At 54.8% G+C, this 24,877-nt stretch carries 21 protein-coding genes, 1 tRNA gene and 2 riboswitches; of the genes, 5 read left to right on the top strand and 17 right to left on the bottom strand.

All coding sequences use genetic code 11. The annotated features are described in order from the left end of the window. Positions 1-4: 4 nt before the first annotated feature. A complete protein-coding gene (locus AC781_RS06095) occupies positions 5-1,282 on the bottom strand; it encodes a hypothetical protein (RefSeq protein ID WP_067775073.1) in 1,278 nt (425 codons plus the stop codon). Further along, complete coding sequence (gene cobI, locus AC781_RS06090) at positions 1,279-1,983, bottom strand: precorrin-2 C(20)-methyltransferase (protein ID WP_067775070.1); 705 nt, start codon at positions 1,981-1,983, stop codon at positions 1,279-1,281. The genes AC781_RS06095 and cobI overlap by 4 nt, the downstream gene beginning before the upstream one ends. Positions 1,984-2,155: 172 nt before the next feature. Then, positions 2,156-2,348, bottom strand: a riboswitch (cobalamin riboswitch). 375 nt (positions 2,349-2,723) lie between these two features. Here cobI and AC781_RS06085 point away from each other — a divergent pair. Continuing rightward, positions 2,724-3,563 carry a LamG domain-containing protein gene (locus AC781_RS06085; protein ID WP_141675786.1) on the top strand — a complete coding sequence of 280 codons (840 nt, stop codon included), beginning with the start codon at positions 2,724-2,726 and terminating at the stop codon, positions 3,561-3,563. 11 nt (positions 3,564-3,574) lie between these two features. Here the strand turns inward: AC781_RS06085 and AC781_RS06080 are convergent, their stop codons facing one another. Beyond that, positions 3,575-4,462, bottom strand: a complete 888-nt coding sequence (locus tag AC781_RS06080; RefSeq protein ID WP_083076648.1) for an MBL fold metallo-hydrolase — start codon at positions 4,460-4,462, stop codon at positions 3,575-3,577. 180 nt (positions 4,463-4,642) lie between these two features. Then, entirely contained in the window at positions 4,643-5,476 is an 834-nt protein-coding gene (locus AC781_RS06075) for a sirohydrochlorin cobaltochelatase (protein WP_218107257.1), read from the bottom strand. Between the two features lie 205 nt (positions 5,477-5,681). Then, positions 5,682-5,894: riboswitch (cobalamin riboswitch) on the bottom strand. A 253-nt stretch (positions 5,895-6,147) separates the two neighbouring features. Between AC781_RS06075 and AC781_RS06070 the strand changes: the two genes are divergently transcribed. The 3 genes from AC781_RS06070 to lepA all read left to right on the top strand — a co-directional run bounded on the left by AC781_RS06070 (position 6,148) and on the right by lepA (position 9,810). Continuing rightward, on the top strand, positions 6,148-7,008 hold the full coding sequence (locus tag AC781_RS06070; RefSeq protein WP_067775060.1) for a hypothetical protein: 861 nt from the start codon (positions 6,148-6,150) through the stop codon (positions 7,006-7,008). Between the two features lie 77 nt (positions 7,009-7,085). Next, the gene (locus AC781_RS06065) at positions 7,086-7,946 is read left to right on the top strand and encodes an ion transporter (RefSeq protein WP_067775057.1); all 861 of its coding nucleotides are present in this window, start codon (positions 7,086-7,088) and stop codon (positions 7,944-7,946) included. A gap of 64 nt (positions 7,947-8,010) precedes the next feature. Continuing rightward, a complete protein-coding gene (gene lepA, locus AC781_RS06060) occupies positions 8,011-9,810 on the top strand; it encodes a translation elongation factor 4 (protein ID WP_067775054.1) in 1,800 nt (599 codons plus the stop codon). A gap of 82 nt (positions 9,811-9,892) precedes the next feature. Here the strand turns inward: lepA and AC781_RS06055 are convergent, their stop codons facing one another. From AC781_RS06055 to AC781_RS05995, 13 genes are all read right to left on the bottom strand, one after another. Beyond that, on the bottom strand, positions 9,893-11,089 hold the full coding sequence (locus AC781_RS06055) for an SHD1 domain-containing protein (RefSeq protein ID WP_067775051.1): 1,197 nt from the start codon (positions 11,087-11,089) through the stop codon (positions 9,893-9,895). A gap of 37 nt (positions 11,090-11,126) precedes the next feature. Further along, entirely contained in the window at positions 11,127-11,414 is a 288-nt protein-coding gene (locus AC781_RS06050; RefSeq protein WP_067775048.1) for a hypothetical protein, read from the bottom strand. Positions 11,415-11,418: 4 nt separating this feature from the next. Then, positions 11,419-11,865, bottom strand: a complete 447-nt coding sequence (locus AC781_RS06045; RefSeq protein ID WP_067775045.1) for a hypothetical protein — start codon at positions 11,863-11,865, stop codon at positions 11,419-11,421. A 133-nt stretch (positions 11,866-11,998) separates the two neighbouring features. Continuing rightward, positions 11,999-13,099: a hypothetical protein gene (locus tag AC781_RS06040; RefSeq protein WP_141675785.1), complete on the bottom strand. Its 1,101-nt coding sequence runs from the start codon at positions 13,097-13,099 to the stop codon at positions 11,999-12,001. Between the two features lie 413 nt (positions 13,100-13,512). Next, positions 13,513-13,587, bottom strand: a tRNA-Thr gene (locus AC781_RS06035). Between the two features lie 99 nt (positions 13,588-13,686). After that, positions 13,687-14,676 carry a hypothetical protein gene (locus AC781_RS06030; protein WP_067775039.1) on the bottom strand — a complete coding sequence of 330 codons (990 nt, stop codon included), beginning with the start codon at positions 14,674-14,676 and terminating at the stop codon, positions 13,687-13,689. An 88-nt stretch (positions 14,677-14,764) separates the two neighbouring features. Beyond that, the gene (locus AC781_RS06025) at positions 14,765-15,826 is read right to left on the bottom strand and encodes a glycoside hydrolase family 3 N-terminal domain-containing protein (RefSeq protein ID WP_067775037.1); all 1,062 of its coding nucleotides are present in this window, start codon (positions 15,824-15,826) and stop codon (positions 14,765-14,767) included. An 11-nt stretch (positions 15,827-15,837) separates the two neighbouring features. Beyond that, the gene (locus tag AC781_RS06020) at positions 15,838-16,224 is read right to left on the bottom strand and encodes a VOC family protein (RefSeq protein ID WP_067775034.1); all 387 of its coding nucleotides are present in this window, start codon (positions 16,222-16,224) and stop codon (positions 15,838-15,840) included. Between the two features lie 51 nt (positions 16,225-16,275). After that, positions 16,276-16,854: an orotate phosphoribosyltransferase gene (gene pyrE, locus AC781_RS06015; protein WP_067775031.1), complete on the bottom strand. Its 579-nt coding sequence runs from the start codon at positions 16,852-16,854 to the stop codon at positions 16,276-16,278. A gap of 222 nt (positions 16,855-17,076) precedes the next feature. Next, positions 17,077-19,275, bottom strand: a complete 2,199-nt coding sequence (locus AC781_RS06010) for an alpha-galactosidase (RefSeq protein WP_067775028.1) — start codon at positions 19,273-19,275, stop codon at positions 17,077-17,079. Between the two features lie 143 nt (positions 19,276-19,418). Continuing rightward, positions 19,419-20,192, bottom strand: a complete 774-nt coding sequence (locus AC781_RS06005) for a hypothetical protein (RefSeq protein WP_141675784.1) — start codon at positions 20,190-20,192, stop codon at positions 19,419-19,421. 54 nt (positions 20,193-20,246) lie between these two features. Then, positions 20,247-21,602 (bottom strand): POT-type proton-dependent oligopeptide transporter, encoded by a 1,356-nt coding sequence (locus tag AC781_RS06000; RefSeq protein WP_067775022.1) that lies wholly within the window; start codon positions 21,600-21,602, stop codon positions 20,247-20,249. A 69-nt stretch (positions 21,603-21,671) separates the two neighbouring features. Continuing rightward, complete coding sequence (locus AC781_RS05995) at positions 21,672-23,396, bottom strand: peptidyl-prolyl cis-trans isomerase (RefSeq protein WP_067775019.1); 1,725 nt, start codon at positions 23,394-23,396, stop codon at positions 21,672-21,674. 230 nt (positions 23,397-23,626) lie between these two features. Between AC781_RS05995 and AC781_RS05990 the strand changes: the two genes are divergently transcribed. Continuing rightward, the gene (locus AC781_RS05990) at positions 23,627-24,853 is read left to right on the top strand and encodes an aminotransferase class V-fold PLP-dependent enzyme (protein ID WP_067775104.1); all 1,227 of its coding nucleotides are present in this window, start codon (positions 23,627-23,629) and stop codon (positions 24,851-24,853) included. Positions 24,854-24,877: the final 24 nt, after the last annotated feature.

Raw genomic sequence — 24,877 nt, 5'->3', positions numbered from 1 at the left:
CGGTTCAGGGATGGGTGTAGTGGATGAAGAGGGCGGTGAGGGTGATGAGGATGGCGGTGCCGATGAGGCGGGAGAGCTGCATGCCGAGGACGATGGTGAAGGCTTCCCGTGCCGGGAAGATGCCGAGGGCGGAGGGCAGGTTGCGGCGTAGGGTGCGGATGGGGTTGCCGACCATGCTGCCGACGAGCATGGCGAGCAGGATTTGAGGGTTGGTGACGGCCCCCATGTCGCGCAGGCCTGCGGCGACGGTGGCAGACTGGACGAGGCCGCCGATCTGGGCGAAGACGATGCCCATCAGTTCGGAGGGGAAGATGCGGTGTACCCAGTCCGGTGCGTGGCGTTCCCAGAATTCGAAGAGTCCCTGTTTCGTGAGCCATTCGATGAAGAGCATCAGCGGGATGGTGAGGCAGAGCATGCGGAAGAGGATGGTGCCGACGCGGCGGCAGCCCATGCCGAAGGCGGCTTTCCACGGGAGGGCCTGCGGTTGTTCGTCCGGCGGGGCGGTTTCGGCAGTGGGCGTTTCTTCGTCGCTGCGGCGGCGGAGGGTGCGGCGCCTGTTCCACAGCAGCACGCAGAGGATGAACATGAGGCCGACGGTGAACTGGCCGCCGAAGTAGAAGATGCCGGGGATGCCGATGGCTCCGATGACGGGGTAGACGACGCGCAGCGAATGGGAGACGTAGGCGAGGTAGCTGTTGGCCATGCCTCCGGCGATGAGGGCGGAGCGGTTGATTTTCCCTTCCGCATGGCTGGCGACGAGCATGCTGTTGGCGGCGGCGTTGGAGTACAGGGCCGTGGGCATGGCGACGCTGACGATGGGGGGCAGGCGCATGGCGCGGGCGAAGCCGCCGAGGATGTAGCCGAAGACGAGGTGCCAGCGGCGGGCTTCGATGATGCTGCCGATCATGGCGGCGATGCCGACCATGAGGAGGAGGCTGCCGATGGTATCGAGGCGGTCGAGGATGTTGTCCCAGAAGGCCGTTTCGCTGTCGGCGGGGGCGGCTTTCTTGTGGTGGCGTTTTTTCGGCGGCTGGGCGGAGGGTTCGGCCGCACCGGGAGCCGTGGCGCCGGCCTTGCCATGGTGTTTGCCTGCTTCGGCAGGTTTGGCTTCAGAAGAAGGGGCTGCAACCATCGTTGCCGAAGCGCGTTTCATGCCGCCCATGCCTTCGGATGCGGGCATGATGAGGATCAGCCAGGCGGATGCGGCGAGAGAGAGCGCCAGCCAGAGCCAGTGCCATTTGCTTTTCCACGGCGGGAGGCGTCTGGAGCGTTTGCCTTTCATTTTTTCTTCACCAGCATGAGGGAGAGGTAGGCTTCAGGCCGGTCGAGGATTTCCTCGCTGTTCGTGGAGATGTACTGTTCGGGCATGCCGAGCCGTTCGCCATAGACGATTTCGATGCCGGGCTCGTGCCGGAGGCGTTCGAGAAGAGCGTTGCGGCTGCGGTAGGTTTTCATCAGCACGGTGGTGGTGCCGGAGGGGAATTCGAGGTCGTCCGCCGTTTCGCTGCGGAAGGCAGGGACGATGCGGAGCTGCTCCCCGTTTTCCACCATGATGGTTTGGGAGACGGCGGAGAGGGTGCAAAAGGAGGTGATGCCGGGTACGACTTCCGTGGGCAGGCCGGGATGGTCGGCCTTCAGTTTTTGCAGGACGTAGCCGAAGGTGCTGTACGTCATCGCATCGCCGAGGGTCGCGAAGGCGCAGTTGCGGCCTTGCGCGAGTTCGGCGGAGATGGCGGCGGCGTTTTCGTCGATCTGCCGCTGCCGTGTTTCGGGGTCGCGCGACATGCTGAAGACGAGAGGGCGGACTTCTCCGCGTACGCCGCCGAGGGATTGGACGATGGCTTCGGAGATGCTGGTTTCCGTGTTGGGGCCGGTGACGGTGTAGATGATGTCCACCGAGCGCAGCACATTGGCAGCGCGAAGGGTGAGGTATTCAGGGTGGCCGGGGCCGATACCGACTCCGTAGAAGGTGCCTGTTTTCATGCGTGTATGAGGGAAGGGAAACGGAAAGCTTTCACAAGAAGAGAAGCGGAAGGTGGGGAAGACGGCAGACTGCGAAAAGTGCAGAGGCTCGTACCGGGCAAAGAGGTCGGTGCAACAAAAGGAGGGGCAAGGCCCCGGATGGTCGACGGTTCAATCATGCGTTGAAGTTTTCGGTGGTTCACCTCAGGCATTGGATATTCGGACTCCGGGCTTCATGCCTTCCTCCCGCCTTCACCCGGAAGATGTTCCGGATTGGCTTTCGTGCCTGTGTTGCACAATGGGAGGTTGTATCCCGTTACCGCAGCGCGACTGTTTCCGATTTTCACGGAATTCCCCGTTGCCGCAGGCAATGTAGTCGAAACAAGTCTCCAAGTCAAGGTGAGATATCTGGGGCAATACACGAAAGACGGGCTTATTCGGAAAATTTTGAAAGCAATTGCTCATGTTTACGGCTTGTTTTCAATTTTGTTATTGTCGATTGATTGTTGAATGACAATACATGCATCATGTATCGTTTAAGTTGAGATTTGATGATTTACAAAAAATTCATCGTATAATACCTAATTATAATAAAGTAAAATTGCATTGAGAATATTCCAAAAATACAAAAAATTAACAAATAAAGCATATTAAATTATTGGTAATATTAATATTATAAATGTTTTTATTTTTTGCTTTGACAACAGGATTCATTATTTGTTATATAGCTCGGCGTCATGAGATCAATGATGAAAACGGGGTTGTTATTCCTTGTTGCTACCGGATCGGCAGGCTATGCCGCCGATCAGGATAATCTGCAATATTACTGGGATTTTACGACTCCTCCTACTGCCACAACGACCAATCCTGTACGGATTGACCCTGCCAAAAGCGTGAACCAAATCGGGATCAACCGTTTTGTTGACGGAACCAACTCGACTGTCTACCATCAGACGGGCGGTGCATTCGGCGGAGGTTATATCGCCGCCAATGCAGCCAATGCCGGATATAACAACTTTCACGTATATTATGGCATGGAGTCGTACATCAATATGACGACCGGTTTTTCCATTTCCATGCAGGTCAGGAACGACAAGAACGCCAGTTTCAACACTTCCGGCGTGTCCTTTTCGATGGTGTTCGGCAGCAACGACGACGCCACATTCCGTATTACGAACAATGCGATCGCTCTGGGCGGCTACACGGGCAGCTGGACCTACACGGGCGCGGCAGGCATCGTGGATAACGGAGCTTCCTGGCAATCCGTCGTCCTGTCGGTGAATGGCAGCGGAGCCAATGCCGGTATCATGTCGGTGTATGTGGACGGCAACCTGTTTGCAACCTCTTCGGCTGCCTTTACGTCGCGCATGAACGGCGGTGTGACCAAATTTGCCATCGGTGGCAAACTGGCGGACAATTATCAGGAAACGCGCACGGACGCCTCCGATCTCGCTTTCTGGAATACGGCTTTGTCGGCTCAGGATGCTGCTTTCCTGAAAGACCATGCCGCTGACCAGCTCGGCGTCATTCCCGAACCGGCCACGGCTTCCCTCGGATTGCTGGGCAGCCTGATGCTCATGCTTCGCCGCCGCCGTTCCTGAACACGAGCTAATCATCCTTGAATGAGAAAAGGCTGCCTCACGCAAAGAGGCAGCTTTTTTTGCTTCGCAGGGATTACAGAACGATTTCCTCCCCTGTGCCCATGTACCGCACCTTGTTGTCCATCATGGCATGCAATTGCTCGAAAGGCGTCCAGCCCCGTGCAGTGGCAGGTATGGTACACGGTCGGAAGCTTGCACAGGTGGGAAGACAATCCTTCCCAAACGGACGGCTCGACGCTTTTCCCCGTACGGGGGGTGAGCAGATGGAAGCCGCCGATGACCCGGTCGGGAACGATTCCCGTTCTCTGTTCGCATTGTTCAAGAATATTGAGAATCCCACAGTGTGAACATCCGGTAAAAAGTACATTTACCCCTCCGTCGGATACCATCAGATTCTGTTCGTGAAGAAAAGTGTCCCGGACATATTCTTCTCCGTGCTTGACGGACAGAGTCGAGTTCGATTCTGGAACCCACTCTTTTTTTCCCTCCACGCAGGACAGAAGCCGGAGTTCTCGATCAATGGTAAGATCGCCTTGGAGTTTCACGAGGCAGGAATGGCGCTCCAATTCTCTGTCGAGGCCGATGAAGGCATAGCCCTGCGGCTTTCTGGAATAGAAATCTCCGAAAGCTCCAGCTTGCACATACACGGGAGCCTTTTCATTTTTATCGAGGAAGGTACGGAGGCCTCCTCCATGATCATAATGCCCGTGGGAAAGAATAGCCAGATCGACTCCGGACAAGTCGATCCCGAGCGCACAGGCGTTTTCCCAGAAATCGGAACCTGTTCCCATATCGAAAATGACCTTGTGCGATGCTGTTTCCAGATAAAAGCTAAGGCCGAATTCGCTTTTCAGGCATTCCGTTTCAGACGTGTTTTCTATCAGGCATACAACCCTCATCGTTTTTCCGGTTGACTCGGAAAATATAACGTTTCACTGCATGGAACGAAAGACGAAAGGGAGGCATTCCAATGGTTCGAGCTTGTTTTGCACCATAAAAGAGGCTGTCTCATTGGTTTGAGACAGCCTCTTTTTATGGGCAGGTAAATGGCAGTAATGCCATGAGAGAATCGATAATCTTCAGGAGTGGCCGGCATCGGCGGCTGCCGGAGCGGAAACGGGCACCATGTCGTCAACCGTCTCGAGAGCATGGCGCAGGAAAATGCGACGAATGCCTTCCATCTCACCCAGTCCTTTGAGGTGGGCCTTGACGTTGAAACCTTCTTTTTTCAGGATGCTGGCCCAGGAATCTTCGTCGCTGCCGACGAGATCGTTGTTGGCATGGTCTCCGGCGACGATCATGAAGGGGGCGAGCCAGACGGTTTTGACACCTTTGTTCTTCAATTCCTGCAAGGCGCGTTCCAAAGAGTAGGTACCTTCGACGGTGGCCATGAAGGTGAGGGAGTCGCGGCGCTGCAATTCGTCGCGCACGGCGGCAAGGACGAGGTCGGCCCGGCCGTGCTGCTGCCCGTGGGCCATGTACAGGACGGCTTCGTCGGGACGGCGTTCTTTCGGCAGTTCTTCGGCGAGCGTCTGCACGACGCCATCGAGATCCGCATGGCTTTCAAGCAGCGGACGGCCGAGCAGGACGCGGTCGAAGGCTTGCGGATGGGCATCGATATAGTTCTGGACGGTTCGCTCCATTTCGGAGAATTCTTCACCAGCTGCCATGTGGAGCGACTGGATGCGTATGTTGCGGACTCCCTGCCGGGAAAGGTTGTCGAGGCTTTCGCGGATGGAAGGCACGGGCTTGCCTTGCTTGGCCAGCTTCTTGCGGATGATGTCCGAAGTGTAGGACCAGTGAATGCGGTCTTTGGAAAAGGAGGGCTGGAAGGTTTCTTCCGTCTTGTCGTAGGAGACGCGGGCTTTGCCGTAGCTGGTACCGAAAGCGACGAGAAGAATTCCATCGTTCATGGGTGGAGGTGGTGTGGCGGCGAAAGAGGCAGGGAATATCATGAGTGCAGCGCTCATGCCCAGGGCCAGATTGCGGGTTAATGTCATGTCGGTGATGTGGTTTGGCTGTCCGCATGGCTGTACTTTCCCCGATTCGGATATTTCGAATACAGGTGCGGTTGTGATACCGCAGAATGCTCAATCATGCGTTGAATATGGATGGGGCGTGGTGCCCCAGGCGACGGATATTCGGACTTCTGGTTTCAAACCTTCCTCCCGCCTTCACCCGGCATGTGTCCGGATTGGCTTTCACGATTTGCATCGCGATGAGAGGTCGTAACCAGTTACCGCAGCGCGACTGTTCCTGATTTTCACAGGATTCCCCGTTGCTGCGGGCATGATAGCGAACACGTATAAAGGCGTCAAGCGGGAATTCATGAAATAAAAACAATCTTACACGCACGTGTAACCCGGCGATAACGAATACAATTGATAGTCTATTGATGGAACGGTAAAAAGGCAATTCTTCCTTGTATGCCTTCCTTTTGGAAACACACGCAGGAAAGGATCGCCGGGAACGGTTGATTCGTGACGTTCTTTCGTTTTTTGGCTTCCGGTCGGCATGTTTTCTGTGATACACTATGACTAATATGATATCGCGTATTTTGTTTGGAACTCTATTGATGGCTACCATGGCCCATGCCCAGGCTCCGGCCGGGGATAACTCACCCGAAACCAAACCGGCCCGCCGAGAGGCCTCCGAAAAAAATACGGCACGCAGCAAAGCTCTGTATCCCCGGACGCAGGAATCCATCAACAAAACCATTGCCGCCATTCAGGCCAAGAAAGGAAGTGGGAATCTTGCCGAAGCGCAGGAGGCCGTCAATGCCTTGAACGTGTACCGCTACCTGTGTGGAGTGCCTTTTTCCGTCAAGGTGAACGCATCCATGTGTTCTCAAGCGCAGTCTGCCGCTGATGCCTGTGCTGCCAAAGGAACGCTCTCCCACTCGCTCGGAGCCTACACCGACCAGTGCAATCTGGCTGCAGCCAGCGGCAATCTGCCGATGGTGAACACAGTACACATTTACATGGATGATGCCGGCGCGAACAACCGTGAAGTGCGCGGGCACAGGCAACATTGTTTGAAATATGGTCTGACGTCTACCGGATTCGGTAAACAGAAGGGGTTCGGCGCCATGAGGGTCATGTTGGGAAGAGGTGCAAAAATGCCTAAAATGAAACGTGGATGGAGCTATCCCGGCAACGGATTCTACCCTGCCGCCTGGATGAAAGGCAACGGATGGAGCTATTACGCTCCGGCCGGAATTTCGATGAAAAAAGCGAACGTCACCATGTGGAAACTGGCCCAGCCGCCCACCAAGGTTCCTACGCCGAGCGAATTGCAACAGGCGCAAAAAATTTCGATGGGCAGTGTCTTCACGCATGATGGGCAAATCGTGTTCGAACCCGGCATTCAGACTCCTGAAGGCATTTACTGGGTAGAGATCAAGGCCGGTAATTTCTCGGATAAATACGTTGTCGAATTTTTCTGACAGACGACGGCCAGTGCGGGCTGACTGCTTATTCTCTTGCAGATTGTTGGCTGTTAGAATAGAATAGCATCCGGTACATGAGTACGTTGAAACACAAGTGGACGGATAGCAAGGGCATCGCCTGCTTCGGCGCATGGGAAAAAGTAGTCTGGGGCATTGCCATTCTCTGGTGCCTCTCCTTTACGATACTGGCTTTTCCCGATTTTTCGGAAGATGCCCCCGGACTGGCTGCTCTGATCGTAGGGTTCGACAAATACCTTCCCGTCTTCTTCCTGATCGAATATATCCTTCGCATTGCCGTGTCGCAGTCGCGGTTGCGGTACATCTTCAGCTTCATGGGACTCATCGACCTCGTGGTTTGCCTTCCGGCCCTTCTGCCTCTGCTGGGAGTGGACGAGGCCAACGTCCTGTACTCCCTGCGCATTGTCGAATTGTTCTGCATCTTCAAAATCGTCCGGTTCAACAGGATATTCGCTCCTTTCGCCCAGATATTCAAATCTATCAGCAAGGAACTGTATATTTTCTTCGGACTGTTCTTCTTCCTGCATTACTTCTTCGCCATGGGCATCTATATGGCCGAAAGGAAGGCGCAGCCGGAAGTATTCTCCTCGCTTCTGGACGGTTTCTGGTTCGCAGCAGTCTCCTTGACGACGACGGGATACGGCGATGTGGTGCCCGTTACGGTCCTAGGCAAGGTATTCAGCGGTTGCATGCTGGTACTTGGCGTCGCCGTCGTCGCGGTACCCACGGCACTCATCACCTCGGCAACGACGCGGCTGTGGCAGAGCCGTAAACTGGATATGATCGAAAAGGCGGCCAAACAGGCATCCATCGCCGCAAACGCACAATTGACCGCTTCGGGCACCGACCCGAAACCGGCACAGCCTTCCCAGTCTGCTCCCCAGGCAAAGGCACCTGCCGTGCATCAGGCCAAATAAAGCCTGCATGAACGTGATATTGCTTGACCTTGACACATATATCGTCTAGGCTCCCTGACCCTGCATGTCCACGAATCTTACGCGCAATTTTTCGATCATCGCCCATATCGACCACGGCAAAACGACTCTGTCCGACCGCCTGCTGGAATATACCAATACGATCTCCGACCGTCAAAAGCAGGACCAGCTTCTCGATGCCATGGATCTCGAACGGGAAAAGGGCATCACCATCAAATCCCATCCCGTGACGATGCACTACCGGGCGAAGGATGGTAAAACATACAAACTTAACCTGCTGGACACCCCCGGCCACGTGGACTTCTCCTACGAAGTCTCCCGCTCGCTCGCCGCTTGCGAAGGCGCGATTCTCATCGTCGACGCTGCGCAGGGCGTGGAAGCCCAAACGCTGGCGAACATGCACCTTGCCATGGACCAGGGGCTGACCATTGTCCCCGTCATCAACAAGATCGACCTTCCCAGCGCCAACCTTCCCGGCGTCTACCGCCAGCTCGAAGACGTCGTCTGCATCCCGCGCGAAGAAGCCATCAAGGCATCCGCCAAAACGGGAGTCGGCATCGAAGACATTCTTGAAGCCATCGTCACGCGCATGCCACCGCCTCGCGAAAGCGAAGACAATCTCCTGCGTGCGCTGGTATTCGACTCCGTGTACGACGCCTATCGAGGCGTCGTCTCCTATGTGCGCGTCGTCTCGGGACAAGTCAAGCGAGGTATGCGCGTGCGCCTGTTCGCCACGGACGAAACCTATGAAGTCAAGGAAGTCGGCGTCTTCACACCGAAAATGCAGCGGACGGACACCCTTGAAACGGGAGATGTGGGCTACATCATCGCCAACATGAAATCGGCGGCCGACGTCAAGATCGGCGACACCTACACGGACACCGCCAATCCTTGCAAAGAACCGCTGGCCGGCTTCAAGGAAATCCACCCGATGGTCTTCTCGGGCATCTACCCCGTCGACTCCTCGGACTTTGAAGCACTCAAGGCCGCCATGGCCAAGCTCCAGATCAACGACGCGGCCTTCACCTACTCCGCAGAATCCTCCATCGCTCTCGGCTTCGGTTTCCGCTGCGGCTTCCTCGGCCTCCTGCACATGGAAATCATTCAGGAACGCCTCCGCCGCGAGTTCAACATGGACGTGATCTCCACGTACCCCTCCGTCATCTATGAAGTGACGCGCACGGACGGCGAAGAAATGCTCGTGGACAACCCGAGCATCCTGCCGGAACCGCAGGAAATTCAGGAAATCCGCGAACCGCTCGTCCGCGTCTTCATCATGATCCCCGGCGACTACATCGGCGACGTGATGCAGCTCATCCTCGAAAAACGCGGCGCTGTCGAACACACCGAAACCATCGACGATACCCGCGTGATGATCACCGGCACGCTGCCTCTGGCGGAAATCCTCGTCGACTTCAACGACAAGCTCAAATCCATGACACGCGGCTACGGCTCCATGGACTATGAACATGCAGGCTACCGCGCCGCCAACCTCATCAAAATGGACATGATGATCGCCGGGGAACCGGTGGATGCCTTCTCGATGATCGTCCACCGCGACAAGGCGGAAAGCCGGGGCCGCGAACTGGCGACCAAACTCAAGGACGTCATCCCCAAGCAGCTCTTCACCGTGGCCATTCAGGCCTGCATCGGCGGCAAAATCATCGCCCGTGAAAGCATCTCCGCCATGCGCAAAAACGTGACGGCCAAATGCTACGGCGGCGACGTGACCCGAAAGCGTAAACTCCTCGAAAAGCAGAAGGAAGGCAAAAAGCGCATGAAAGCCATCGGCCGCGTCAACATCCCTCAGGAAGCCTTCATTCGCGTGCTCAAGAGTGGCGACTGATTGCGTGGCATACGCCTTTGAACAAAAAAGAGCAGGGACTTGATGTCTCTGCTCTTTTTGCATGAAATGAACCGGAAACGGCTTATTCCTTGAACTGGATATTTACGCCCTTTTCCTTCCAGGCGGCGGAAAAATCATCCTGAAGCTGCTTGAAATTCTTGCGCTTGCCGAGCAGGGTCTTCTTGCATTTGTCCGGAGCAGTACCGCGCTGCAGGGCATTCATGTAATTCGTGAAATTACGAAGCCCGTAACGGTCGTCGAGATGGAAATGGTACGCTACCAGCATCGCGGCCAGCGTATAATTGCGGTGTCCGTAATTGGGATCCGTACTGCCTTTGCCGTAGAACGTATCCTGGCTCATGTCGATGAACTCCTCGATCGTGAACGGAAGCGTCCATTTCCCGTGTTGTTCGTAAACCATGGCTGCTTCGCGGATATTCTTGAAAGCTCCCGTGAAATCGAACTCGTTACCGTCGTACGGCACATAACCCACATACTCGGACATCCCTTCGTTGATCCAGATCGAATTGCGGAAATTGCACAGGCAGGTCAACTGGTGCGTAATTTCATGCGCCAGAGTATGGCTGTCGATCTTGTCGTCGAGCAGCTTGCCGTCGGGTGAAATACCGAGCGCCGTAAAAGGCACAATCGTCATATCATCCTGCACGTCTTTCTCGGTCAATCGCTTGTTGGTTTGAGCCATGGCCGAGCGGAATACACCGACGGAGCCTTGAGGACCGCCGGCTGCATAATAGGAAGCCATATCCGGCGTCAGCAAAGCCTTCAGTTCCTGTCCTGGACGCCGCTTGCTCTTCACGCGGGGAATCGGCAGGGGCATCCGTTTGACGGCGGCGAACGTACCTTCATACAAACGTCCGATTGCTTCCTGAGCCTTTTCATCCAGAGGCTTCTGGGAAGTAAACCGGAAATTGGCCGTCTTGTAAATATAGGTCGACCGGTTCTTGTCCTTGGCATTCTCTTCCTTCAATCGGAAATTCTTGGGCCCCGGAACCTTCTCCGGCCAACGGTCGGGCATATCGACCACATCCGCGCTATCGACGGGTTCCTGTGTCTCTTGCTCATTCACGAAAGCAACATCCTTCGGACTGAGAGAGTCGATGGGAACCGTAGCGGTCTTGCCTGTCTTGGTAAGCTTGAGCGTAACATTCGTGCCGTCAGTCGACACGAAATCGGCATCAATGGTACGGCCCTTCTTATCCGTCCAGGAACGGGCGTCTGCATTGGTAAAGAGGAAAGCGGCCGCGAGAACGGCTGACATGGATTTTAACCAGGTGAAATGCATGGTAATCAATTAATTAGGAGTTGGTTGAGAAGGATAGTGCGTCCAGCTCGCTGTGGTAGTGGTCCAGATCGAAGGGAGATTGGGTAGCCATCATGGTATTGATCTCCCAAAGTAAAACGGAAGCCATGGCGTGCAAAGCCTCGTCTTCCGCACAGCCGTCGGCTGTCAAGCGATCGAAAGTACAACGCACGAACGCCGTCTCATCGCTTGCCATCTGCTGGCGGAGAGCCGTCAACAGATCGGCAAGAACATCATCGGGAATCCGTTCGTCAACGGAAGAAAGGGCATCGTCTGAATTCATGAAATCAAATGCGTCCGAGCTGCGTACGGATGATATGCCCCAATTCCTTTTGGAAAGCATTCAAATCCTCTTCCGAAGGTTCGCCAAGAATCGGCTCCCAAGACACACTCCCGCGGGCGTCGATCAACCATGTGGCGCGTGCTCCGGTCGGGAAAGCCACCTGTCCGGAAAGAAACACGCCGGGTTGCTTCACCTCGTCGATCGTCACCTTCAACTGGCCGGATGAAATCGATTGCGGAACCTCCTGTGCGGCAGCATCGGCAGCAGGTGCAGCCTCTGCCGGGGAACGAAGCTCAATACCGAGATCCAGCAAAAGAAAACGCGTATCCATATATGTCATGTGAATACCCAGCTGCTCCGTCAGGGCCTTTTGGATGCCATTGAGATCCAATCCATCTTCCGCCCACTTGCGCAAAGTGGCGATTTGGTCTTCTGACAATGATTTGCTCATACATGAAGGATGCCCGAAACAGCCAGTCAGTTCAAGCAGAAAGGGGAAAACAGACGAAAAAACAGGCAATACGGACTCCTTGAGACTCGGAAAACAACACCAAAGATCCGAACACATCGTTCATAGAACCCGCTCACCAACGTGAACGATACAATACCGCAATCTTCTTTCGTAGCCTGGCAATAGGAGCCGGATTAAAGCCATTATCCTGATAATGCTGCAACAGAACGAGGCAACGCTTATCCATCATGGACAGCAAATCTCGAACGACCTGCCGGACATCTCCCTCCAGCTCTACCATATCACCGGGGTGTGCATCATGGGCGATCTCTCCAATATGCCTGAGACTGTCTTCCAGATACATTCCAATACCATCTCGCAGAATCTCTTCCAACTTGTTTTTGCTGCGATGGTTTATATCTTCCATCATCACACCGCGAACAGTATCCTCCGTCACCGTAATCGTTCGGGGCATCGCCATATTATCGGAACAAGAAGTCTCGGACTGGCCGCTCTTGGTACGTTGTATCGGAACACCTTGAACATGCGATAGAATATCCATGTCGAACGCCTGTTTTGGCGTCGGAACACAGGCCAACACCATGAGAATACCCCATGCTGCCGCATAAAACACCCACAAGGTCGGATCATACAAGGTACATGCCAGCAACACTCCTGCCAGCGCGAAAACTGCCACTGCAACCGAAAAACGGGAACCGCACAGACGAGACAAAAACAACGGTAACAAAAACAGGAACGCGGCGATCCATGGTAAGGCTTTGTCTGTCCAAACGTTTTCCGACCTCGCCCCAGATTCCTCAGAGATTACGGTCTCATCTCGTTCCATGCCTGATTCTACATCCGGTTTCAAATCGATCCCCTGATGTGATCGGTTATTGGGCAATACCACCTTCGGTTTCGGTGGAGTCAGAACCGTCAGGGCAGGGACTCTCTTCATCGCAACCGGGCGATCAAGCCCCGGCATCTGCAGATTCAGAATATCGCCACGCACCCGCACGCTCCAAGCCTCTTCTTCCTCCTGCCCCTTCCGTCTCACGGAAAGCGGCATGAACCCGTCGCTATCGGCTGCACCTGCCACCGTAAAAGCGTACTGTTTCGACTTGCCGTTCTGCCGGATGGCGATCGTTCCTCGGATTCTCCCTTGGGCATCGGTTTCCCTCGCATTGAACTCATACTCCGGGAAATCCTTCCCGGCAACCTGCTTGCTGCTCAAGACGATAGGATGATACGTCGACTGTTCCCCCTCCCAGTCGAAAGGCGAACCCTGAACCGTCAAACAGCAAAACATCAAAAGCAGAATGAAAGCAACATGCCGCATACGGATTTATATATAAATGATCATGAATTAAATAACAAGAAAAAGATAGAAAAAAAAGCATATGTCATGATTCAAATGGATGATTGAACGACCTGCTTTTCTGTTGTTCAGGTAATACGACCGAAAGACTTTGTGTACGTGTACCAATACAATACTCAAGTCCATTTTTTTCAATGGGAATTCGCATGGCATACACCAAAAAACTGAAGCCATATCCACCCAAACATTCAAAAATCGAGGCATGAAAAAGCCGCCCGTAGGCGGCTTGGAAAAGGTTTGCAGCTTAGGAAACCAAGGCTTCTTTTACATGGAGCCGGTTGTCGGATTTGAACCGACGACCGTCCGATTACAAATCGGGTGCTCTACCACTGAGCTAAACCGGCTTGAAGCATTGTCTGCGGCGGGATGATACACGAGTTCATGAAGCAGGGCAAGTGATTTTTTCAAAAAACTTGCCATGCCTGCCGCCACGAACCGTTCCATCAGAAGTTGTAGCGAACGTCCACACCAGCGGTGAACTGGAAGTGGTCGATGATGCCTGTGCCGACGGCCTGGTTGATTTTCGTGCGGTTGTTACCGGCCCATGATGTTTGCACCCATGGGACAAGCTGCCATTGGGCATCGCGGCCCATCGTGCCGCCGATGTTGTAGGGAAGGGCTTCACAACGGATATAGTAGGCATCGACGCCATCCGCATTGCCTGCCCAGTAACCGAAGGAGTAGCTCATGCCGGCGCGCACGGTCGCATCCCAGCCGATGTTACCCCGGGTGGGGAGGACATCCTGCCAGCGGTAGCCGCCTTCGATGAGGCCGTACCATCCGGTGAGTCCGTAGAAGCCGGCCCCAAGGTCGAAGCGGCCGAAGTATCCGGTCTGGCGGTCGTCGTAGGTGAGGTTGATGTGGATGTTCTGGGCGAGCTGGTGGGGGGCTTTGCCTCTGTATTCGGAGAGGAAGCCTTCCAAGCCGCCGTATTGAAGTCCGTAGCCTGCCTTGGCCACGAGGTTCGGGAAGATTTCCTTGGTGAGGCCGTAGCCTGCGCCCAATACGGGTTCATTGCCGAGCACTCCGCTGCCGTAGATGGCGCCGGCCTGAAGGTCGAGCTGCTGGCCGATGCCCCACCCGAAGAGGTTGGTGTTGCCGGGTTTCAGTTGCAGATTGACGAAACTCCATCCTGCATCGGAGTATCGGTTGGTGACTCCCATGCCGCGCACCTGATAGTTGCTGGAGTAGGCGTTGATGTCGAGGGTGGCCCATTTCCGGTTGCTGTATGCGCTGATTTGGCGCGGAGCGGCAGCCGGGGTGGGGGTGGCGTAGTCCGAGTGCGAGGCAAAGTCATCCGCATAGTCCGTTTGCCCGTTGACGGCAGTGTAGGTGATGGATCCGGAGGGGATGGCAGGAGGGGCTTCTGAGAAAGCGATTCCTGCGGACAGGGCAGAACCCGCCATGAGGGTAAGAAGGTTGATCGATTTCATAAACGTTTCTATGGTACAGGGTGCATCGGGGCGATTCAAGCCCAAATTTCCGGACGATCCTTTTTCCCATAGCCAGATGCCGCTATACTCAGTATTGCTGTACGGGCGAGCCGGGCGCACTTCCGGCGGAGGGGACGGTGCGGCACAGTGTGTCGGCACGGCTCATGAGTTTGTCCCACTGTTTTTGGGAGAATTTGGGTGGTACGCATGATTTGTGCATGTTGTATTCCACCCGGCGAATGGTGTCGTGCATGGTTTGCGGGCAGATGCGGGCGATGCCTTCCGCAATGCCATCGATGATGTCCATGACGTTGTGGCAGACGAGAGGCAGGTCGCATCCTGCTTCCAAAGCCCGCGGTACGGAGAGATGGGGGGGCAGTGTGCGAGCAATGGAACCCATGCAGAGGTCGTCCGTATAGACGAGGCCGCGATAGTCCAGCCTTTCGCGCAAGATTTGTTCGATGAGCGTGCGGGAGAGCGAAGCTGGGTTGTCCGGATCAATGTCCGGGAGAAGGATGTGGGCGAGCATGACACCGGAAAGTTCGTCGTCCAGAGCCATGAACGGGACGATGTCTTCGGTGATGAATTCCTCCAGCGTGGCATGGATGACGGGCAGATCGCTGTGCGGATCGGTTTCCGCCTTACCCATGCCCGGGAAGTGTTTGCCGCAGGTCATCAGGCCGTAGTGTCTCTGGTTGCGGTTGAAGATTCCGGCATAGGCGAGTACCTGCTGGGGTTCCGTGCCCCAGCAGCGGGAAGGCAAAGCATTGGCCTGGGGAGAAGGGGAAGCGAGGTCGAGTACGGGAGCGAAGTTGGTGTTGAATCCCAGCTGGCGGAGTGTGAACGTGGAGACGATGGCCGTTTCTATGATGGATGCCACGCTGCCGAAAGAAGCCAGGTCGGCAGCACCGGGTAGTTGCAGGCCCAATGCTGCTGTGCGGATGACGCGGCCTCCTTCCTGATCGATACCGACAACAGGTTGAAAGTTGAGGCTGCGCGCCCGCAGTTCATCGGTGAGGGCACGCGTTTGTTCGACGCTTTCGATGTTGCGCGAGAAGAGGATGTACCCGGCAGGCTGGAGACGGTCAATGATCTCCCGTTCCCTTAAGGTGAGGGCGGTCGTTTCCAATCCCAGGATAACAGGGAGCATGTGGTGGAATATCAGTGATTTTCGATGAGCTCAACTTCATAGCCGTCCGGATCGGTGACGAAGGCGATTTTCGATTTTCCTTCCGGTACGGCGGGCAGGGCGCTCTTCCAGTTTTCCGGCCATATCTCAATGCCTTGGGCTTCCAAATCCGCACAGGCCGCCATGATGTCGTCCACGCCGATGGCGGTGTGCATGAGGTCTTCGGGAACCTGTACGTCGTAATCGGCGCTCCAGCAGAGTTCCAGCAGGTGTTTCGAACCGGGAATGCCAACGTAGGCCAGTTGGTTGCCCTGGGGAGAGATCATGCGTTTCGTGAGTTCGAAACCGAGCTTTTCATAAAAAGCGATGGTGCGTTCGAGGTCGGAAACGCGGATGCGGGTATGGAGGAATTGCAGCATGGCGAAGAGGTATGGAATCGGGGTGTACGAATAGAGCCAGCACGGTGTGCTTTAACGGCTTCCGAAGATGGATTGGCGCGTGAAGAGCGGGAAGACGGGGATGTCGCGGGCTTCGATGGCTTCGCGGCCTCCTTCTTCGCGGTCGACGAGGACGAGCGCAGCGACGACTTTGCCGCCTTCGGCTTCAATGGCGTCAATGGCTTTCAGAGTGGAGCCGCCGGTGGTGATGACATCGTCCACCACGATGATTTCCTGTCCGGATTCAAAGTTGCCTTCGATGCGCTTGCCGCGGCCGTGATCCTTGGCTTCCTTACGGACGGTGAAGACGTTCAGCGTAGTGCCGCATGTCTGGTCCAGCGAGCTGTACATGCCGATTGCCAGAGAGATGGGGTCGGCGCCCATGGTCATGCCGCCGATGGACGAGACGTTCGGGAATTGCGCGAGGATGTCTTTTTTGACAAGCTCCCAGCCGACCTGGCCGATGAGGTTGGCTCCACGGGCATCAAGCGCGGTGACGCGGCAATCGCAATACAAGTCGGATTCCTTGCCGGATGCGAGGACGAAGTGGCCCGTGCGAATGGATTTGGCCAGAAGAATATCGAGGAGTTCTTGTTTCGGTGCGTCGTTCATGTCAGGCGCATTGTAAGGCACAGTACGGAGAAAATCAATATCAATTCAAGGATGGTTGGCAAGGCCGTTCATGAACATTGCATGACTCCGGCCTGCACAGGTATCCAATATATTTTTATTACTTCGCATAATATATGTAATGCAAAATAGAATGATTTGATTTTCTGACGACAGTGGATGTTTGCAATCATACTCACAATCGTCAGAAAATAGCACGTGCCGTTAAATCTCCTGCAGTTCGATGACGCAGGACTGCAATTCTTTGCCCCAGCCGAAGGAAATGCCATTGCCCATCAGGTAATCTCCGCCCACTTCCTTCCCATCAAGGAAAGTACGCTTGCCGCTGTGGTCGACATTGAGTTCGGTCACCTTGTAGCGCTTGTCCGGTTTCAGACCCTTCAGTCTGATAGGAGAAGTAGAATCCGCCTGAAGTCTGCTTAACAAATAAGCAAATACAACGGCTCTTTGTTTTCCACTTTCTTCCTTGACGTACATTAAGGACGCTTCTTTTGTATCATAAGGCGAGCGCAAACGATAAAGATCTCCCAATTGGACGACGGGGCGAATTCTCTTATACTCTGTGAGAGCTTTCTTTGAGAAGGTCACTTCATCCTGAGTTAAATTCTGTGGTTGAAGCTCGAATCCAAGGCGAGCTGCGCTTGCCACATCAAAGCGGAACTTGAGCGGCGTTGATCTCGATGTCTGGTGACAGGGGGAAACCGTGACGTGAGATGCCATTGAAATCGCCGGGAACAAATGTCCTACCCCCCACTGCATAAATATACGATCATAGGGGTCAGTATTGTCGGAGACCCAGAACTCATGATGGTACTTCATTGCTCCAAAATCAGCTCGTCCGCCACCGGAGGCGCATGCTTGGAATATAACACTGGGATGCTTTTTCACCAGTTCATCCATGATGCGGTAGTAGCCGTTGACATAATCAACGTGTAAATTCTTCTGATTGGCATCGGAAAGATAGGTTGAGCCCGGATCCCAGACAGTACGATTGCAGTCCCATTTGATATAGGCAATCTCGGGATTGCCGGACAATAAATCGTCCATGCACTTGATGATGTAATCCTGAACTGCCGGATTCGACAAATCCAGCACTAGCTGGCTGCGCTCTTCTCTGAGGGGGCGGTGGGGGAGCTTGATGACCCAGTCAGGATGTGTCTCGTACAGTTCAGACTTGGGATTCACCATTTCCGGTTCAACCCAAATGCCGAACTTGATTTTGTTATCCTTAGCAACTTTCACTAGCCCTTCTACGCCGTTTGGAAGCTTCTTCTTATTGACAGTCCAGTCTCCAAGGCCGGCATTATCATAGTTGCGAGGGTATTTGTTGGCAAACCAGCCGTCGTCTAATACGAACAGCTCCAATCCCATGTCAGCAGAGCGCTCCATCATCTTGTGCAACAAAGGCTCATCGAAATTGAAATGCGCTCCTTCCCATGAGTTAAGCAACGTATCACGTTCGGAAGTTCCTTTCTGGATGCCTCCGGCTCTTGCCCAGCGGTGCAATTGGCGTGTTGCTTCGCCCTTGCCCTTGTCACTATATGTTACGATCCAGCGAGGCAGGGTCAAGGTCCTATCTGCTTCCAAACGATAGGGAGATTGACACAAGTTCGCTCCAAAAGAGGCAAACATATGATGATTTGGCGAGTGTTTGAATCGTAAATCATAGTTGCCCGACCATGCCAGAGCCCCCAAGAATACCTCGCCCTCATCTTCTTGCGCAGGACCATTCAGGGACAAAATGAATCCCGGTGTTCCTTCCTGAGCTGTACGTGTTCCGGTATGAGAGGAACGTTCCAGGATATTTCCTTGTTTCACTTCCTCTTCACTGATGAAGGATTCTCCTCCCCACGTGCCACTGAATGTGGAAACATAATAACGAGTTCCTTTTACCTTCAAATGTCCGGATGCCGCTTCGTCAATCGTAATCGCATCCTTCCCATTATTCGTGATTTCGATCCATTGCTCAAAAACATCCGAATCTTCGTGCGCTAGCACGGAAAGGCGCACTCTGACGGGGTAATGAGTGTCTCTGAATTCAAAAACGGCTAGTTCCTGCCCGGGCGTCGGTGTACTCACCTTATAAGAATCCAGAACCAAATCCAGAGACACACGACCATCCCCCTGGGTAATGGAAATATTATATTCTCCCGATGCGTTGGCCCAGCCTTCGTTGGCATTCCAAAGCGTAGGGTAAGCAAGCGTGGAGGAAGAACTGTTAAGGCGTGCGTCATCCTGATTCGCCAGTTTACGACCGAAATAACATCTGTACAGCTGTCCTGAATTTTTGATATCAAATGACATCTGAGATGATTTTGTCTTCAGGTCTATTTTTTGATCCGCGGATGCGGAACCGAGAGAAAGGCTGGCTATCGCCGTCGCCAGTAATACTTGTGTCGTCATACGCGGTATAGGTTTGGATTCTTTTAGTACGAGAAAACACGGAACTATCTATCACGACTGCTCCTATATTGTTCATTTATATCCTCCTTGAGTTTAGACGAATTGAGCCGCATACCGAAAAAAGATTTGAGCGGCCACGCGCCTTAATCTGCCCACAATCTATACTGTATCAGGGTCAGAATGACCGATGCCGGATAATCGACGGCAATTTTGTCCAGTACGCATATCCCTTGTTGAAACCATGTCGCGCGGTCAGGTTGAGAGACGATTCTTTGTGGGGAAAATCGATAATCATGGCTGGCATGCTCTGGGCTTTCCAGAGATCTAAATGATTCCGGCATGTCGACGGTCGATTTGAGAGTACGCAGGGTGTCGAGATGGCCGAAGAAGATACGCCCGTCTACTTTCCGGTTCTCCTCGGGATGGTACCATTTGATCGGAATTTTGCTGGCTTTTCGCTGATCGAATTGAGCATCCGGTATCGGCAAGGGGTAGCCGAGAGTTTGTCCGAGGTCGTCGGCATAGTATGATGTAGTTTCATCATGATCATTGCTGCGGGTAAATCCGTCGCCATTTTTTGTCAGGAACCTGTCGACTTCTTTCGGAGAACATTCCATGTAGACGTACCGGGGTGCCTCCTGCTCCGCCATGCGCTGATAAAGAGTCGGATTTAATTCTGCCATGAATATGCTGCCCGTCCATTCCGGGATGCGCTTGTATGTGTGGACACGGCGCTTCATGTAGTATTTTCCATCCAGCCGGTACAGGCATTTGTCTTCAATCGGGCCGTACACGAGGCGTTCGCGCCCGATCTCTGCGATTTTCTCGGAAGACCGGAGGTAGTGGCAGGAGGAAGCGGTTGTCAGGAGGCAAGATGCACCAAGGATGCAGCATGCGAGGCGAAGGGAGCGGGTCATGGAACGCATGATACTCTCAATATGCGCCCATGACCGCAAGAGTGTTTTCGCCCGTTAATGGTATTTGTGCTGCATTCTGCCGACAACGGCAAGGAAGAGGATGCCGACAATCAGGGCGATGCCGCTGTACGTCAGGAACATGCCCGTGGATGCGGCATTGCCGGGAAACAGGCAGGTGAGCGCGACGACGAGCAGGTTGCCAAGGCAGATGGTGAGGTTCCAGAAGCTGGTTGTGATGCTTTTCATGGAAGCCGGTGCCTGCGTATAGGCGAATTCAAGGCCCGTGGTGCTGACGAGAACTTCTGCGACGGTGAGGACGCAGTAGGGGATGAGCTGCCAGATGATGGAGAGTGTGGCTCCCTGCTCAAGGCTGTATTGCAGCCAGGCTACAATGGCGAAGGATACTGAAGCGAGGATGATCCCTGCCCCCATGCGACAGATGGGTTTGCCCCATTTGCCGACGTGCGGATAGATGGCCAGCGTGAGCAGAGGGACGAAGATCATCACGAAGATGGGATTGGCGGACTGGAATTCTTCGGGACCGATTTTCCAGACAAGGCCGTCCACCAGCCATTGCAGGTTGATGTACAGGGGTTCCATGGATTTGCCCTGAATGACCCACGATGTGGCGGTCTGTTCGTAGAGAGACCAGAAGGGGATGATGAAGGCGAAGACGGTCAATACCTTGAGCATGCGGTGGGCATTGTCCACTTTTTCTTCTCCGTGAAGGGCCAGGGCCTTGTTCCAGCCGGAGCTGCATGCCGTTTTGAGTACGGCAAAGAAGCCGGTGCCTCCTTTTTTGCGGGAAGGCGGTACGATGTGGTACCGTTTGCGGCCGATCCAGAAGATGAAGGTGGCGAGCCCCATGGCGATGCCCGGCACGCCGAAGGCCCAGCCGTAGCCGAAGGAGTCCCGCATGGCCGGGATGACGAGGAAGGAGAAGAAGGATCCGAGGTTGATGGACCAGTAGAAGGCGGCGTATGCCCGGGTCATCAGCGTACTGTCCTGATTCCGTATCTGGTCGCCGACGAAGGCGGAGACACAGGGCTTGATGCCGCCGGAACCCATGCCGATGATGGCAAGGCCCATGTAGAGGATGATCCTGTGCATCTCGATGGATTCGAACATGTCCGCCGTGGCCAGAATGCCGTGGCCGAGGCAGTAGAAGAGGGAGACGAAGAGGATGGTGTGGTACCGCCCCAGAAAACGGTCCGCCAGCCATGCTCCGATGAGGGGCATGGTGTAGTTCAGGGCGACGAAGCCGTGAAAGATGGCTTTGGCATTGTCTTCGCTGAGCAGCAGTTGCTGCGTCATGTAGATCATCAGGATGCTGCGCATGCCGTAGTAGCTGAAGCGTTCGCATGCTTCGTTACCGATGATGTAGCGAGTCTGTGGAGGTAGAGCGGACATAAAAATAGTACGTTGGAACAAAAAAGAACCCCCGGGTTGACCGCCGGGGGTAATGGGTTGATGCAGTCGTCAGTGCTGGGCTACCTGTACCTTGTACTTGACATAGCATTGCAGCAGCCAGTCTGTCATGATTTCGCTGCGGTGTATGTTTTCCAGCTGCGGAAAGTAGTAACCAGTACGGATGGCCGCCTGCTGTGGGCCGTCTTCGACACTGCGCTTGCGGATGCCGACGAGCAGGATGCCGTCCTTGTCTTCCATGATAGGTGCCAGTTTTCCGGTATCCGTCGTGAGAAGCGCCTCTCCGGCATTGAGCAGGGCTGCAGGCGCATTTTCCATTTCGCCGGTAAACTTGTCGATCGTGGCGACTTCAGCGCCCACTTCCTTGGCAATGGTGAAAGCCTTGTCCAGGGAATCTTCCTTTTCCATGCGGGCGAAAAGTTCCTGGGCCGTCTGGTGCAGTTTATCGCTGGTGAGCTTCGTCTTCAGGTCGGCCAAAGCGGATGCACGGGCTTCTTCATACGGAAGTTCGGTAGGCTTTTCGATGGTGTTGACGCGTATGATGGCGTATTTTCCGTCTTTCGTGCTGTATACGCCGCGCATCTGTCCGGCTTTGATTTCGGAGTCCGCTTTGCCTGCTTCCTTGCGCTGTTCGTAAACTGCGGGCGCAGGTGCGTCTTCTACAGTAAAGGCAGCATCGGCGATGGTTTCGATACCTTGATCGGCTCCTACGATGGGAGTGGCGAGTCCGGCAGCCATCTGGTCACGGGCGGCGAGAGGATAGGTTTCTTCCTTGACGATGAATTCGCTGCCGGCTCTGGTGGATGCGGTTTCCAACTGTTTGACGACGGCGCGGCCGTTGGCTTCCATGACGGTTTCGTAAAGTTCTTCGATATCTGCGCGGAAGTTGTCGTCGTTCTTGACGTTTTCAGCCGGAGTGAGAGTGAAGAGGGTAACTCCGCGGCGTTCCTTGCTGAGGTATTTGCCCTTGTTCTGTTCCCAGAATGCCTTGACATCTTCTTCGGACGGATCGGTGGAGGGAGCATATTTCGCGCGATGAAGTCTGGCGGTGCTCAGGTCGAAGGTCTGCTGGTTGATATCCAGCATTTTGCCTTCGATGGCTTCATTGATCTTGAGGTCGTCCACGAGGATGGCCTGCAGGGCGTTCCATGCGATGATGTCGGCCACGAGAGAGTGGAAGGCGGCTTCGCGCTCCTTATTGATGTTTCCATCCTTTTTGCCGATGAACTGCATGTAGGCTTCCGCATCGAAGTCGCCGCTGCCGTTCTGGAATGCAGCGAGGTTTTCAATAAATGTATCGGTCTGCTTCTTGTCGGGATAGACACCGTATTTTTTCGCTTCTTCCCGGACGATGATGCGATTGGTCATCGCTTTCGTATCTTCCTTGCTATTGTTGGGGCCGATACCCGCCCACATTTGGTAAAGCTGATTCAAAAATACGACTGCTTCAAGATTCCGCTGGAGGGCTGTTTCGTTGGCCGGCCCCATGGCGGCGCGTTCCTTGTCGTCGAGCTGTCCGTCCTTGTTCGTATCGAACTGTGCAAGCATGCCGGCATGGTGCCGTTGGCATTCCGAAGACAGCATTCCGAGCATGCGCAGGCCGTTCTCGCCCAATTCGACCTGGTCCGCATAGCTGTAATTGGTCTCATTGACCGAGGCGAAACGGTCGGAACCCATGACATTTTTGCCGGCATAGTCCATCAACAGGAACCCGATCAGGATGGCTGCAATCGCAGCGAGAGCGATCCACGAGTTTTTACGGATAAATTCAAGCATAGTATTTGGTCTGTGAAAAACGCCCCGCCGGAATCAATCAAGCGGGTGCATGAATCTACACTTTCCCGACAGGCAGCGCAAGAAAGAAACGTCGTACACCGCGCGACTTTGTGAGTCATTCCCTTCACGTACGCGAATTCGGTGCGGCCGGGATGGCCGATTCTGACACGCCCTGCTCTTGCCTGCCCCCTCCGGCTGTGCCATACTCCGCCGGAACATCCAGACAAGCCATGCTGAATATCGACGCCATCCGCAGCAGATTCCCCATTCTCCGATCCACCGTGCATGGGAAGCCGCTCATTTATCTGGATAATGCGGCGACGACCCAGAAACCCGTCGAGGTTCTGGAAGCTTCGCGGCAGTATTACGAAACCGTCAATTCCAATATCCACCGCGGCGCGCACTACCTGAGCCAGCTTGCCACGGAAGCCCATGAAGAGGCGCGGAAGACTGTGGCGGAGTTCCTGCATGCGCCGGATGCGGATAGCGTCCTCTTCACCTCCGGCTGTACGATGAGCATCAATATGGCGGCGGAGATTCTCGGGCTGTCCGGCAGAATACGCCAGGGGGACGAGATCGTGATCAGCACCGATTCCCACCATGCCAACATCGTGCCGTGGCAGATGCTGTGCCAGCGCACGGGCGCCGTGCTGCGCGTGGTTCCTTTGACGGAAGGTCTTCGGTTCGATATGGAGGCCTATGCCCGCATGCTTTCCCCCCGGACCCGCATCGTTTCCGTTCCCTATATTTCCAATGCTCTCGGCCTTGTGCTTCCCGTGCGGGAGATCGCCCGCATGGCGCATGAACAGCATGCGGACACGCTGGTGCTGATCGACGGCGCTCAATCCACCGGGCACATGGAAGTGGATGTGGTCGAACTCGGATGCGATTTCTATGCCTTTTCCGGCCACAAGGTTTATGCTCCGACGGGCATCGGCGTCCTCTGGGGGCGCGAAGACCTGTTGAGGGAGCTTCCCCCGTGGCTGGGAGGCGGCGAGATGATACGCGAGGTGACGTTCGAGAAGACGACCTACAACGATCTTCCGTTCAAATACGAGGCCGGCACGCCCAATATCGAAGGGGCGATCGCCCTCGCGGCGGCGCTGCGCTTCGTGCGCTCCGTCGGCATGGATGGCATCGAGAGCCATGAAGCCGGGCTGACGCGCCGCCTGCTGGAAGGCCTGCGTTCCATGGACGGCATGCGCGTACTTGGAGGGGACGAAGACCGCGGCTCGCTGGTTTCCGTCGTCGTGCCGGGTGTTCATCACTACGATCTCGGCACGCTGCTGGACCAGATGGGCATTGCCGTGCGGACGGGGCACCACTGCGGGCAGCCGCTGATGCAGGCTCTCGGCATCACGGGAACGACGCGTTTTTCGTTCGCCATGTATAATTCCGTACAGGAGGTGGAGAAGACGCTCGGAGCCGTCGAACGCGCTCTGAACATGCTGCGGTGAGAGTTTTCATCTTGTCGTCCCGTT

Source organism: Neoakkermansia glycaniphila, assembly GCF_001683795.1.
Taxonomy (GTDB): Bacteria; Verrucomicrobiota; Verrucomicrobiia; order Verrucomicrobiales; family Akkermansiaceae; genus Akkermansia; species Akkermansia glycaniphila.
Note: the sequence above shows the minus strand (reverse complement) of the source record. Positions and strands in the feature narration are given on the sequence as shown.